Origin of the sequence: Nocardia arseniciresistens, assembly GCF_046764875.1 — a bacterium.
GTDB lineage: Bacteria > Actinomycetota > Actinomycetes > Mycobacteriales > Mycobacteriaceae > Nocardia > Nocardia arseniciresistens.
Genome location: NZ_JBKORD010000012.1, coordinates 57,789 through 70,989, shown reverse-complemented (window position 1 = coordinate 70,989; position 13,201 = coordinate 57,789). Strand labels below are relative to the sequence as shown.

Below are 13,201 nucleotides of genomic sequence, written 5' to 3'. Positions count from 1 at the left end.
CCGAAATCTCATCTGTGGCTCCCGTTCGCGTCGGTTGTGCACCGCATCACAATCGAATATTAGAACAATCGGTCAGTACAATCAAGATGAGGTGAGGAACAACCATCGAGCTGGTCACCGAGGAGCTGATTGCCGACTCGGACTCAAACCAGCATGTCGTCGACGTACAACCCGAACGCACCACGTCCTACCAGCGCCAACGACGACTCGACATCGTTGGCCGCGTGGGTACTGCCGGTGTGCGCGTCACGCCAGGCCCGCTCGATCGGATTGCCCCGGCGCTGTGCCAGCCCGCCCGCGGCCGCGTACACCAGATCGATCGCCTTCAGCGCACGCTCGGTGCCGACCACCTGATCGCGACGGGCGCGCAAGCGCAACTCCATCGGTATCTCCTCACGTCGGCGCGCGCATTCGTATAGATCGCGAATATTGCGACTCAATTGCAGGGCGGCGGCGTCGACCTCCGAGCCCGCGCGCGCGACCGCGATCTGCGCGGCATGGTCCGCCGTGCTATCACCGCCACCGAAACTGAGCCGGTTGCGATCGCGCATGCGCGTCAAGAAGATCTCCAGGCCGCCTTCGGCCATACCGATCATCGGGGCGGTTACCGCGTAGCTGAATACCGTGCCGAACGGCAGCCGGAACAGCGGACCGGAATTCAGCTTCTGACCGGGGCCACGCCGCAGCGCGACATCGTAGTTCCGCAACGTCCGATGCTCCGGGACGAATACCCGATCAGCGTGCATGTCGTTGCTGCCGGCGCCGCGCAAACCCACGACCTCCCAGACGTTTTCGACCCGGTAGTCCGCACGCGGCACGAGCGCGGTGACGATATCCACCGGTTGTCCGTGTTCGGCAACGACGACCCCGCTGAGCAATGCCCACGAGGCGTGCGCGCACCCGGACGCGAAGCGCCAGTGTCCGCTGAGTTCGAATCCCCCCTCGACCGGAACCAACCGTCCGACCGGCGCGTACGACGAACAGAACAGCGCATCAGGATGGTCGGACCACACATCCCGCTGAGCACGCTCATCGAAAAGCGCCATGTGCCAAGGGTGTACCCCCAGAACCGACGCCAGCCATCCGGTCGAGCCGCAGGCGCCGGAGATCGCCCGCACCGCGTCGTAGAACCGAACCGGGTCGGTCTCGAGACCGCCGCACCATTTCGGTTGCAACATCCGAAAGACGCCGGCACCGACCAAGTCGGTCATCGTCTTCGCGGGGACCGCACCGGCGCTATCGATCCCCGCAGCACCTTCGGCCAATGCCGGCAACAGTCCTCGCACTGCCTCGGCCACATCATCGCTCATGCAGTAATCGTGCGCCATGCCGACCGCGAATGAGAATCCGCACGGCACCGATTTCTCGACTACCAGCCGACGAGCCGGTCCAACAACAGCGCCGTATTCGAGAAATAGTCGCCGTACCCCCCTCGGAAGAACAGCAGTGGAGCCTGCACCGACTCGACCCGCAGATCGTGGACGCGTCCGACGACCAGAACGTGGTCGCCGATTTCGACAACCTGCTCCACCACACAGTCGACCCACGCGACTATTCCGTCGAGAATCGGATTGCCCAGGGGCGACGGTGTCCACGCCACACCGTCGAACCGGCCGATTCCCTTGGTCGCCATCCGGCGCGATAGCCGTTCCTGGTTGCTCGCGAGCGCGTTGGCGCAGAAACGTTCGGCGGTTCGGATTGTGCGCAGGGTGGACGAGGAGCTGTCCGCGAGGAAGGACACCAGGGGTGGGTCGAGGGAAACCGAGGTGAAGGTTCCCACGACCAACCCCTGCGGCTGATCGTCTTCCACGGTGGTGGTGATGGCGACGACGCTCGTCGGGAAGTGGCCCAGCACGTCGCGGAAGCGCCGCCCGTCGATCGCGTCCTGCGGGGCTTCGCCGTTCCCGCGGGACAGGGAGATCCCTTCGTCCGTGGTCACCGTGCCCACCTCCTAGATCAAAATCTGCATCGCCGGGGGCAGTTCCAGTCCCATCGCGGCCAGCGCGTTCGCGTGGTAGGCCACACCCGGGACATGGATCATGTGGTTGAGCCCCGCGTGCGCGTCACGCCAATACCGCTGCAACGGGTTCGAGCGCCGGAACGCGTTTCCGCCGGAACGCGCGATGATCTCGTCCAGGGCCGAAACCGCCCGCCAGGCACAGCGGACCTGATTGCGCCGGACATTCGACCGGTCCTCGATAGTCACTTCCTGGCCGGATTCGACCTTGTCGTACAGCCGGCTGATGCCATCGATCAGCTGCACGCGCGAGGCCGCGATCTCGGAGGCCGCTTCGCCCGCCGAGTAGAGCACGTACGGATCGTCTTTTACCTGAACACCGGTCACGGCGACGCGTTCGCGCTGCTGGTCAAGGTGCAGAGCGAGCGCGCCCTCGCACATCCCGATGACCGCCGAGGTGATACCGAGCGGGAACATCGCGGCGAACGGCAGTTTGTACAGCGTTTCGGTCAGACCGACCCGTTCCGCGGCGGCCCCCGCCTGGACGTCGGACTGCTCGATCGTCCGGTATTCGGGCAGGAATGCGTTCTCGACGACGACATCCTTGCTACCGGTGCCGCGCAGGCCGACCACGTCCCAGGAATCATCGATGATCGAGTAATCCGACCGCGGCAGGACCACATGCATGACGGTGGGCGGCATGACCGGCTTACCCTTGCCGTCGCCGAGGAGCGCGCCAAGGAAGTCCCAGTCGCAGTGGTCGCTGCCCGAGGAGAACGGCCAGCGCCCGCTGAGGGTGTATCCGCCACCCTCGACCGGGTTGGCGACACCATTGGGCATATAGGGCGAGGCGATCCAACTGTCCGGGTTCTCGCCCCAAACCTCTTGTGCCAGACGCGGATCCATCTGCGCCAACTCCCACGGGTGGACGCCGACCACACCACAGACCCAGCCCGCGGCGCCGTCGTGGCGTGCGACCGCCATCACGGCCTCGGCGAACTCACTCGGATGTGCGGTATAGCCGCCGTACTCCTTGGGTTGCAGCAGGCGGATCACCCCGGCCGACTTGAGCAATTCGACCGTGCGGTCACTCAGCTTGCCGAGCTTCTCGTTCTCCTCGGCGAGTCCGGCCAGTTCGGGCCCGAACTCCTCGACGCGTTGGACTACTTCGTGCGCCACGTCGCACACCTACTTCCTGATGAGTAACATTCGCCGCTCTGGCGACGGGGTCGGTTCGTTGTCATTTCTGGATCACCCGAGTGAGGAATTCGGTCGCGACCCGCTCGAAATCGGCCTTACGTTCGATCTGGGTCCAGTGCCCGCAGTTGGAGAAGGTGTGCAACTCGACGTCGGGCAGCCACCGGTTCGCGTAATGCGCACCGTCGTACGGGAGCATGCGGTCGTCGCGGCCCCACAGCATCAGCGTCGGCGTGGTGAAGGTCGCGGCGCGGGTCCACAGCGGCGTGTAGTTCGTACGCAGGCGCGGGTCGAACATGGCCCCGAAAATCCGCCCGAGTCGCTCGATCGCGCCATCGGCCATGGCGTTCTTCATGCGCTGCTCGATGAGTTCCTCGGTGATCAAACTACGGTTGTAGACCATCGTTTCGAGCCAGCTGACCATGCGCTCGCGGCTGGGATCTTCGAGGAACGCGAACATCCGCTGAAAACCCTCGCTGGGGTCGGCCTGGAAGATGCTGACCGAAAGCCCGCCCGAACCCATGATGGCCATCCGGCGTACCCGCTCGGGGTGCAGCGCCGCCAGTTCGGCGACGACAGCTCCGCCCATGGAGTTGCCGATGAATCCGGCCGACTCGATGCCGAGGTTATCCATCAGCCGCGCGATCCAGCGGGCGGCGACGACGGAGTACACCTCGTCGAGCTCGGGGAGCTCGGTCCCGCCGAAACCCGGCAGGTCGGGCATGATCGTCCGGAAATTCTTCGCGAATACGGGCAGGTTGTGCTGATAGTTCGACCACGCGCTGACACCGAGACCCGAGCCGTGCAGGAGAATCAGCGGCTCTCCCTCGCCCGCCTCGTGATAGGCGAAGTTCAGGCCCTCGATGTCCTTGGTTACCAGCGTGGATTCATAAGTAAGAGAGGTCATTTGAGGCCTGCCGATGGTGTCGTGGATAGGAACGCACCACCGGGGCCCACGTCCAGAGCCTCGCCGTACCAGGTCTGGCCGTACTGCAGCTCGGGGATCTTCCACTCGATCGCCTGCCAGTCCGGATCGAAGATGTGGTATCCGCCGGAGTAGAGCTCGATCCGGGCGCCGGAGCCGGGATCGTGAATGTAGAGATACATCGCCTGACCGATGCCGTGCTTGCCAGGACCATGGCCATAGTCGATGTCGAGATCGCGGATCTCATCAGCCGCGCGCAGGATGTCGTGGTAGTTCTCGATATTGAACGCGACGTGGTGGAACGCCCCGTTCTTCTCCTCGCCGTTCACGCCGATCGCAATGTCGTGCACCTGTGGGGTCACCGACAACCAGGACGCCATCAGGGTCTCCGGGAATTGCGGAATCATCGCGAATTCGCGGCGTTTGAAACCGAGCGCGTCTTGCAGCCATTGCTCGGCGCCGTTCACCGTGCTGGGGCTGCACTGCACATTGAGGTGGTCTAGACGGCGGACGCCGAAACCGCGGCGGCGCGAGCTGTTGCTCGGCAGCTTCGAGCGCAGGTCCGCGGGGGCGACCGGCTTGTCGATGTCGTAGTAGAGCTCGAACGGGTGTTCACTGCCCGGCACCAGGAAGCGAATGGCCGTGCCACGGCCCGTCTCGTGGCCCGCGGGCAACTCGATGCTCTCGATCTCCGCGGCGGTGAGCTGCTGATGGAACAGCTCGACATCCTCGGGCCGCTGGACGCGGAAGCTGTAACCGTTGATCTTGGATTCGGCCTGCTGGGTGAGTACGAGCGAATGGTGGGCCAGCTCCTGGTAGCCGCGCAGGTAAGCCACACCGTCGGCCTGTGACACTACTTCCATACCGAGCAGATCACGGAAGAACCACAGCGAGCGCTCCAGATTCGGTGTACCGATACTGATGCTGCCCGCGTGGGCGATCCGCGGCCCTGGGTCGTAATCACGAGACTGAGTCATACGGGCTCTCCTTTGAATCGATTGACCGCCTGGAACGCTAGTTCGGGCGAGGACCTGCGAATGTGGCCTTCCCACACACCGGGACAAGACGGACCGGGGCGACCGCGGAATCCACGGACATTCGAGACACCGGGACCCGCGGTGCGTGTTTCGCGCCGGAACATGCCGCACCAACACGTTCGATCCAGGATCCTCATTTATCTGGTCATGCGACCAAATGGGACCGATCACTCAACCGAAAAGCAAAATTAGTCCGCCTTTTCGAGAAAACCCGTTCCAGCCGCACCGGACACGGCTACCCTGGCCCGTGTAGTTCGAGTCTCCGAAGGAGGCGCTGGCATGGCCTCAGTGTTGAGGGATGGCGCGATGAGTGAAACCGCGCCGAGTAATGACGCGTTGAACGGCGGAACCCACGTCGTCGAGCGGTACGGGTTGCCACCCTCGATGGTGGAGCGCATGACCCTGATCATGGATGCCTTCGCAGGCCCACAGACCCGCCTCACGCTGGAAGAAGTCACCGGGCGCACCAACTTGCCCCGCTCGACGACCCACCGAATCCTGGAGCAGCTCGTCCGGCTGCGGTGGCTCGATCACGGTGACAGCGGTTACGGCCTCGGTCCACGGGCCTTGGGTCTCGGCGGCAGAGAAGTGGGCCACGGCGCGTTGCGCGCCGCCGCGTTTCCGCTGCTGCACGCGCTCTCGGTGCGCACCGAGATGGTCGTGCATCTAGCCGTATTGGACAGAACCGACGTCTACTACCTCGACAAATTCGGCGGCAGGGCCACTGTCGAAGTTCCGTCGAGAGTCGGCGGCCGGGCACCCGCGCATTGCACCGCGGTCGGCAAGGCCATGCTGGCCTGGTTACCGGCCGAGGGGCTCGACACCCTATACCGGGGCGTGCTCGATCGGCGAACTCCGCGCAGCATCGGCGACCTCGGGGTCCTGCACCATGAATTGAGCCGCATCCGGACCCGCAACGGCCTCGCCTTCGAACGCGGCGAATGCTATCCGCATATCGCCTGCGTCGGCGCCGCGGTGCGCGGGCCGGACGGGCCGATCGGCGCGGTCTCGATCGTCGGTGACGCGCAAGCACCGCTGGAGCGGCTCGCGCCCCTCGCGGCCAACGCCGCCCATGCGATATCCGAGAAGTTGCTGGGCGGCGAACCCCCGAAAATGCGTCCACGTCCGGAATCGGCCGCACCACGCAACGCCGTGCCCATAGAAGCGCTCGGCCGGCTACTCGCGATGGGCGAGCGCGGCGAGTGGTTCTGAGGCTCCGAGCCGACTACGACGGGCCGAGCGTTAGGTACGCTCGGCCCGGTCGTAAAGGCAACCGAGCGATCAGGAATCACTCATCTCGTAGCCCAGCACCATGTAGGAAAGGTCCGTTCGATCTCACCTTCCACTCGGTGCCGAGTACTCACTGACCGGGCTCGCGGTGTGCTGGGCCTCGTGCAGCAAGTCTCCGACGTAGATCCGGTGCTCGATCGCCCATAGACCCTCGCGACTGGACCAGCGGTCGAGGTATCGGCCGCGATGGAATTGGTCGGTCACCAGCCCATCGACCGCGGCTGTCCGCAGCCACACAGCGACATAGCTTTCGCTGGCCGCGGTCGCCGACGCCGAGTCCACGTCGATGAGAATGTTGCTCACGATGTGTGAATGGCAGTCATACCCGGCGTGGAATTCCCACACGAAGTCCAGGAATCCGGACGCGCTCCCGCGGTAACCCGGACCGTAGTCGGCGGTGCCACCGGGGTGCCACACACGGTCGGCCAGCGCGCGGTCCATCCGGTCGAGCCCTCGGCAGTAGGCGTGCAACTGTTCGGTGACCGCCTGCTTGGCCGCCAGTTCGGCGACCAGATCACGTCTTTCGGACAATGTGCCGATCCTTTCGCGTAACCGATTGCGACTGTTCAGCTTTCGGCTCGATCCGGTTGCCCGTCATTCGCCCTTGCCGACGATGTCGAGTACCGCGAGATAGGCGAAGGCCAGCGAGGAGCCGATCGGCGTGCCGGCACCCGCGTACACCCGTCCCGACATCGCGGACATCGTGTTGCCGGCCGCGTAGAGCCCCTCGATCGGCTGACCGTCCGCGCGCATCACACGCGCGTGATCGTCGGTCTTCAGCCCGCCCTTGGTGCCGATATCGGACAGCACGATGGTGGCGGCATAGAACGGCCCCTGCTCGATCGGCTGCACCAGCGGATTCGGCCATTCACCCGTGAGCGGCACCAGGTAGTTCAACGTCGTCCCCGAGGTCGGGTTCCCCGGCTCGTAGGAAAAGCCGACCACGTGGTGGAACATCTGGTCCCACGGAGTCTCGCCACGATGGAACCGTTCGTCTACTCCGCTGTGGGCATAGCCGTTGAACTCCTCGACCGATTTCCGCAGGCTTTCGACCGGCACCCCGATCAGCTCGGCCAATTCCTCCAGGGTGTCGGCCTTCTTCAGCGCGCCCGATTCGAACCATTCGGGGCGCACCGGCTCGGCCGGGTCACCGCCGAAGCTGTCCCGGTCCACCAGCCGCTGATCGAACACCCAATGAACGCGACTGTGATCGACACCCGTAGTGGTGTGCAGCCGGCGCATCTCGTGACCGGCCCGGTCGTAGGGCTGGATTTCGTTCATGAAGCGCTCACCCGCGGCGTTGACCCAGATCCCACCGCGCGCACCGGTGAAGAACACCGGTCGGCCGTCGGGCTGGATGAGTCCTGGTACGTGCCATGCCTCGTCGAGCAGGTTGGTGGCTGCGCCGATCGCGGCACCGGCCTGGATCGCGTCGCCGGTGTTCTCCGGAGCGCCGTGGGACCACGCAGTGGCGGCGGGAACTACCCCATTCTGCTCGCGCAGTTCGCTACTCTGCTCGAACCCACCGGCTGCCAGCAGCACGCCTCGGGCGGCGCGAATCGTCACACGCTCGCCGTTGCTCACCGCCTCCAAACCGACCACCCGGCCATCCTCGACCATGAGGTTTTCCAGCGCAGTGTCGAGGCGGTAAGAGCCGTTGCCGGTCTCCACGAATGCCTTCAGCGCCCGGCCGATCAACGCCCGGCCACCGTAGAGCATGTGCCCCTCATCGTTGCCCCAGCGTTCTTCGGGGATGGAGCGCCGGACGATCGAGGCGAGCTCCCCGAGTTCATCGACCGACACCGCGGCCGGAAAAATACTGTGCCCCGCCGGCGACGCGCCGGGAGCCGACGCGAAGTATTCCGGCACGGGGGCATAGAAGAACGAATCGAACAGCGGGTTCTGCTCGAGCTCGTCGATCAGCTGCGGGCCCGCCCGCAAATAGGCGTCCTGGAGCGACTCCCGAGAGCTGTCGTCGACGATGCTGCGCAGATAGGTCCTGGACCCCTCGATGCCGTCCTGGATACCCGCTCGCTCCAGTGGAGCACTGCCGGGAAACCAAATTCCTGCCCCGGAATAAGCAGTGGTGCCACCGACGAGGCCGGTCTTCTCGATGACCAGAGTGCGCAGACCACGCGAGGCGGCCACATAGGCCCCGATCAGGCCACCACCTCCGGAGCCGACGACCACGATGTCGTAGGTTTCCTCGTCAGCGGGCATAGCTATCTCCTTGCTTCTTGATTTTCTCTTGCTCATAACCACAGGTAGAGACCGCCGAGGGAGATCCGCATACCGGGTTCGGCCGAAGTTCGCCGATCGGTGTCATGCGGTCTGTGTACTTCCGGCTCGGGGCCGGTCCCGCTCACTGGGACGGCCCTCGATCGCTTCCCGGCACCGCTCCCCCGCGGCCCGCCGCGCCGTAGCTCGACTTCAACGTCGTGCTGAGTCACAGTTCTCCCTCTAATCACCCGTCCGCACCATTCAGTGACCTGGGTCACGACGTGGCGACGGACCCTAGTGTGAGCGTTACGTCTCCTCAATCGACGCCACACTTCCGCTGAGCGGGACGAACATGTGAGGAATAGCGCCGCCCCTTCGGTATGGTGCGCGAATTGAGTGCACTGCATTAAGGAGCCCCCACATGCCTGAATCCCCGTCGAGGATGGTCGAACGAGTCGTCCTGATTCTCAGCGTCTTCGAGCGAACCGCGGGGGCGCTGACGCTCGGTCAGATCTGCACCCGCAGCGGGCTGCCGCGCTCGTCGGTCCATCGGATCCTGCAACATCTGGTCAATGCCCGCTGGCTTCAGCGCGACGACAACCAGTACACGCTCGGCCTGCGGATGTTCGAGATCGGTAGCCAGGTCGCGCATCGCCGAATCAGCGACGCCGCAAAACCTTTCGTACAAGACCTCTCCGCGAAGACCGGTCACGTCGTGCATCTGGCGCTGCTGGACGGACAAGACGTCGTCTATCTGGAAAAAGTCGGCGGGGCGCTCGCGAGCGAACTGCCGTCCCGGGTCGGTGGCCGCCTGCCCGCGCACTGTACGGCGGTCGGCAAAGTACTACTGGCTTACTCGCCGCCCGCGATCGTCGAGCGATACCTCGACTGCGGTCTGCGCGGCCTGACCAGTGCGAGTATCAAGACCCCCGAAGCACTCGGGGCGGCGCTGATGAAAATCCGCAATGCCGGCTACGCGATCGAGAGCGACGAGTCCGTGCCCGGTGTCGCGTGTGTGGCCGCGCCGATCTTCGAATACGGCGACGTGGTCGCGGCCCTGTCGGTGTGCGGACACCGCAAGCTGGTCCGCGCCGACGAGCTGAAGCACCGGGTCATGTGGACGGCCGCGGAAATCTCACGCCGCCTTTCTCTGACATCACGTCCGGGCTCCACCGCGAACGCGCCGCTGCTGGCCGTCGGCCGGGCCGTTTGACCTGGTCCGGCATTGGACCGCCGCCCTCGTCGCAGATCAGCGACGAGGGCGGCGGTCCAATGCCGTCGGACGGACCACCGCAAACGCCTCAGGCCCGTGCGATCGGATCGCACGGGCACCGGATGGGTTCGATGCTCAGGAAATGCTCTCGCGCAGTATGCGTTTGAGAACCTTCCCGGATGGAGTCCGCGGCAGCGATTCGACGCATTCGATCGCGGCGGGCACCTTGTACTTGGCCAACCGGGTTCGACAGAAGTCTTTGAGTCCCTCGGCATCGAGGGCGCTTCCGGCCCGGAGTACGACAAAGGCCATCGGCACCTCGCCCCAGCGCGCATGCGGCATACCGACGACCGCCGCCTCGACAACATCCGGATTCTCGTAGAGCACCCGTTCCACCTCGGGGGTGGCGATATTCTCTCCGCCCGAGACGATCATGTCCTTCTTGCGGTCCTCTATATACAGATAACCGTCCTCATCGAGGCGGCCCAGATCGCCGGTGTGGAACCACCCGTTACGCAAGGCGTCCCGCGTGGCCCGCTCGTCGCGCCAGTATCCGGTCATCACTTTCGGGCCGCGAATGACGATCTCACCGAGCATGCCCGCCGGGACCGGCCCGTCGTGCTCGTCGAAGATGGCGATCCGGACGTGCGCCACGGCCCGACCGACCGAGCCGACCTTCGAACGCATATGGTCGGCATCATTGATGGTGTCGCCCGATACGGTCTCGGTGAGCCCGTAGGCGTCGGCGAACCAGGCATCCGGGAAGGCGCCGGCGATCCGGTCGAGCAAGGGTATCGGCATCTTCTCACCGCCGCCGGTGATGAACCGGATCGATGAGGTATCCCGGTCCAGGATATCGGGAAGTTGAAGCAGGGCATTCATCATCGACGGGGCCAGCCAGACATTGGTCGGACGCAGTTTTTCGATCGCGTCCACCACGGCGGCGGCGTCGAAGCGCCGGATCAAGCTCAGACGTCCACCGGCGTGGAAGGTGGCCAGGCCCGGAAGATCCATTCCCCCAACATGATACAGCGGGCCACACACCAGGGTGTGATCCTCGGCGGTCAATGAGAACTCCAGGATATGAGCGAGGTTCTTCCAGATCACATTCTGATGCGTGATCATCACGCCCTTCGGGCGCGAGGTCGTCCCGGAGGTGTACATCAGTCGTTGCAGCGCATCGGGTTCGACATCGACCAACGGCGTGGTGAGTCCGCAGTGACGCCGCAGCAGCGCGTTGTATTCGAGCCACGACGGATCGCCCGCCGCGTCGAGCGTGACCTTGTGCCGCACCTTCGGCAAGGTCGGAGCCAGCTCATCGATGCCGGCCGCGAACTCGGCCTCGGTCAGGATCGCGACGGCATTCGAATGTTCGAGGATGTATTGCCATTCCGCGGGTGAGAGCCGGTAGTTCAGCGGCAGTATCGCGGCGCCGATGCGGCTTGCCGCGAGCATGGTTTCGATGAATTCGACGCGGTTGTACAGCAACACGGCGACGATATCGCCGGAGGAGATACCCAGGTCACGCAGCGCGGCGGACAGCGTATTCACGCGGGCCCCGAGTTCGGCGTAGGTCAACTCCCGATCGCCTTCGGACAGAGCGATCTTATCGGCGTATCGGTGCGCGTTCCGGTCGAGCACGGAGGCGAAGTTGAACATTCGCGGGCCTCGCTGTTGGTAGAGGAGTAGTCGGATACAGTTTTATGTACCGACTAGACTAATAAACTGTGGCGCAGGTTACAACCCACCGGTGGCACCGCGCTCCGGCGGCACATCTCAAGGCAACGAGTAGCCGCCGTCGACCACCAGTGAATGCCCTGTTACCCAGCGAGATTCATCGCTCGCCAGGTAGATGACGGCACCCGCGATATCGTCCGGGGTGCCGAATCCGAGCGGATGCTTGGCCTCGATCGCATCCAACGCCTCGGTAGGCAGACCCTCGTGCAGGGCCGACGGGAAGGTGCCGGGACAGACGGCGTTGACGCGGATACCCTCCTTGGCGTATTCGAGCGCGGCGACCTTCGTCAGGTGGATCACGCCCGCTTTCGACGCACAATAGGGCGCGGCGTAGGCCCAGGCCGTCAAACCGCTCACGGAGGCGATATTGACGATCGAGACATTCGCCTTCTTCCGCATGACCCGGGCGACCGCACGAATGCCATGGAACGTTCCGGTCAGATTGACCGACAACGAGCGCTGCCAGTCGTCGGTGGACAGGTGGTGGATCCGCGCATTGGGCGACACGATGCCCGCGGTATTCACCAGCACGTCGACGGTGCCGAACCGCTCGGCGGCGGACCGGATCAACTCGTCGAACTGCTCGCCGTCGGCGACATCGAGACGTTCGGTTGTCGCGGTTACCCCCTTGGCGCCCAATGTTTCCGCCAGCGATGTCATCGCATCGACATTCAGGTCGGCCAGGACGATATCGACCGCGCCCTCCTCGGCACACCGCCGCGCGACCACCGATCCCAGCGCGCCGCCCGCGCCGGTCACTACGACAGTCTTACCTTCGAGCCTCGAGCCCATGGTCGCCTCCCTTGCCGGGATCTGAAAGAATTAATTCGAACACTCGGTATAAGAAACTATACGCGCGGTTCTGTCAAGAGGCGCTCACGGTTCACACAATGAAGACGACATGCGGCTACCCGAGATCAGCGCCGGTCGGGGTATCCGAATAATTCAGCTCTGGAAAGTAGCGACCTGAGCCTCGATCGCTTCGAGATCGCAGCTACCGTCGGCGAAGCCGGTGAACAAGGTTGCGCAGTAGGTCTTGGAAAGGAATTTCGCATCCCATTGCTGCCCCGGCCGGACCCACTGATAGGTGTGATTGTGCATGTTGAGAAATTGCAGCACGGTCAAGGACGGATTGGTTTTACGGAAAAATCCTTCATCCATCGCAGCGACCAGCAAGGACCGCACGACGTTCTCGAATTCTTGGCGTCGCGCCAGCATCCGGGTCAGATTGTCCCCGGTCAGTTGACGGTAGTCGTGTTCGTACACCCAGATATGGTCCAGGCGCTCGAAAATGACTGTCAGCAATTCCTCGGACAGCAGACGCAGCTTGACCACCGGCGACGCGTCCAGGTCCTGAATTTTCCCGGCCGCGGCCAATAGCGGGTCCAGTACCCGTTCCTGGATTTCGACGAGCAGGTTTTCCTTGGACTTGATGTAGTAGTAAAGGGCGCCTTTCGCCAGGCCGACCGTATCGCCGATCTCGGTGATACCCGTCGCGGCATAACCCTTCTCCGAGAACAACATGGCGGCGGTGTCGATGATCTCCTGCCGTTTGATCTCGTAACCCGGACCATGTCCTGGTGGTCGCGCCATGTGATCCCTCGTGTCGTCGAATTCGCGTGGGA

At 64.1% G+C, this 13,201-nt stretch carries 12 protein-coding genes; 2 read left to right on the top strand and 10 right to left on the bottom strand.

Features of this window, described 5'->3' with window-relative positions:
* Positions 1-143: 143 nt before the first annotated feature.
* From hsaA to ACLMAJ_RS22410, 5 genes are all read right to left on the bottom strand, one after another.
* A complete protein-coding gene (hsaA, locus tag ACLMAJ_RS22430; protein WP_412015759.1) occupies positions 144-1,310 on the bottom strand; it encodes a 3-hydroxy-9,10-secoandrosta-1,3,5(10)-triene-9,17-dione monooxygenase oxygenase subunit in 1,167 nt (388 codons plus the stop codon).
* 59 nt (positions 1,311-1,369) lie between these two features.
* The gene (locus ACLMAJ_RS22425) at positions 1,370-1,939 is read right to left on the bottom strand and encodes a flavin reductase family protein (protein WP_412015758.1); all 570 of its coding nucleotides are present in this window, start codon (positions 1,937-1,939) and stop codon (positions 1,370-1,372) included.
* A 12-nt stretch (positions 1,940-1,951) separates the two neighbouring features.
* On the bottom strand, positions 1,952-3,136 hold the full coding sequence (locus ACLMAJ_RS22420) for an acyl-CoA dehydrogenase family protein (protein ID WP_412015757.1): 1,185 nt from the start codon (positions 3,134-3,136) through the stop codon (positions 1,952-1,954).
* 61 nt (positions 3,137-3,197) lie between these two features.
* Positions 3,198-4,061, bottom strand: coding sequence for an alpha/beta fold hydrolase (locus ACLMAJ_RS22415; protein ID WP_412015756.1), 864 nt, complete (start codon positions 4,059-4,061; stop codon positions 3,198-3,200).
* Entirely contained in the window at positions 4,058-5,056 is a 999-nt protein-coding gene (locus ACLMAJ_RS22410; RefSeq protein ID WP_412015755.1) for a VOC family protein, read from the bottom strand. Before ACLMAJ_RS22410 ends, ACLMAJ_RS22415 begins: the two co-directional genes overlap by 4 nt.
* A gap of 444 nt (positions 5,057-5,500) precedes the next feature.
* Between ACLMAJ_RS22410 and ACLMAJ_RS22405 the strand changes: the two genes are divergently transcribed.
* Positions 5,501-6,328 carry an IclR family transcriptional regulator gene (locus tag ACLMAJ_RS22405; protein WP_412015951.1) on the top strand — a complete coding sequence of 276 codons (828 nt, stop codon included), beginning with the start codon at positions 5,501-5,503 and terminating at the stop codon, positions 6,326-6,328.
* Between the two features lie 123 nt (positions 6,329-6,451).
* Here the strand turns inward: ACLMAJ_RS22405 and ACLMAJ_RS22400 are convergent, their stop codons facing one another.
* Complete coding sequence (locus tag ACLMAJ_RS22400) at positions 6,452-6,937, bottom strand: nuclear transport factor 2 family protein (protein WP_412015754.1); 486 nt, start codon at positions 6,935-6,937, stop codon at positions 6,452-6,454.
* Between the two features lie 63 nt (positions 6,938-7,000).
* Positions 7,001-8,626, bottom strand: coding sequence for an FAD-dependent oxidoreductase (locus ACLMAJ_RS22395; RefSeq protein WP_412015753.1), 1,626 nt, complete (start codon positions 8,624-8,626; stop codon positions 7,001-7,003).
* Positions 8,627-9,047: 421 nt separating this feature from the next.
* Here ACLMAJ_RS22395 and ACLMAJ_RS22390 point away from each other — a divergent pair, with 421 nt between their 5' ends.
* The gene (locus ACLMAJ_RS22390; RefSeq protein WP_412015752.1) at positions 9,048-9,839 is read left to right on the top strand and encodes an IclR family transcriptional regulator; all 792 of its coding nucleotides are present in this window, start codon (positions 9,048-9,050) and stop codon (positions 9,837-9,839) included.
* Between the two features lie 135 nt (positions 9,840-9,974).
* On the opposite strand, the gene ACLMAJ_RS22385 is transcribed toward ACLMAJ_RS22390, so the two are convergent.
* The 3 genes from ACLMAJ_RS22385 to ACLMAJ_RS22375 all read right to left on the bottom strand — a co-directional run bounded on the left by ACLMAJ_RS22385 (position 9,975) and on the right by ACLMAJ_RS22375 (position 13,169).
* Positions 9,975-11,498, bottom strand: coding sequence for an acyl-CoA synthetase (locus ACLMAJ_RS22385; RefSeq protein WP_412015751.1), 1,524 nt, complete (start codon positions 11,496-11,498; stop codon positions 9,975-9,977).
* Between the two features lie 117 nt (positions 11,499-11,615).
* Complete coding sequence (locus tag ACLMAJ_RS22380; RefSeq protein ID WP_412015750.1) at positions 11,616-12,368, bottom strand: SDR family NAD(P)-dependent oxidoreductase; 753 nt, start codon at positions 12,366-12,368, stop codon at positions 11,616-11,618.
* A 153-nt stretch (positions 12,369-12,521) separates the two neighbouring features.
* On the bottom strand, positions 12,522-13,169 hold the full coding sequence (locus tag ACLMAJ_RS22375) for a TetR-type transcription factor C-terminal domain-containing protein (protein WP_412015749.1): 648 nt from the start codon (positions 13,167-13,169) through the stop codon (positions 12,522-12,524).
* Positions 13,170-13,201: the final 32 nt, after the last annotated feature.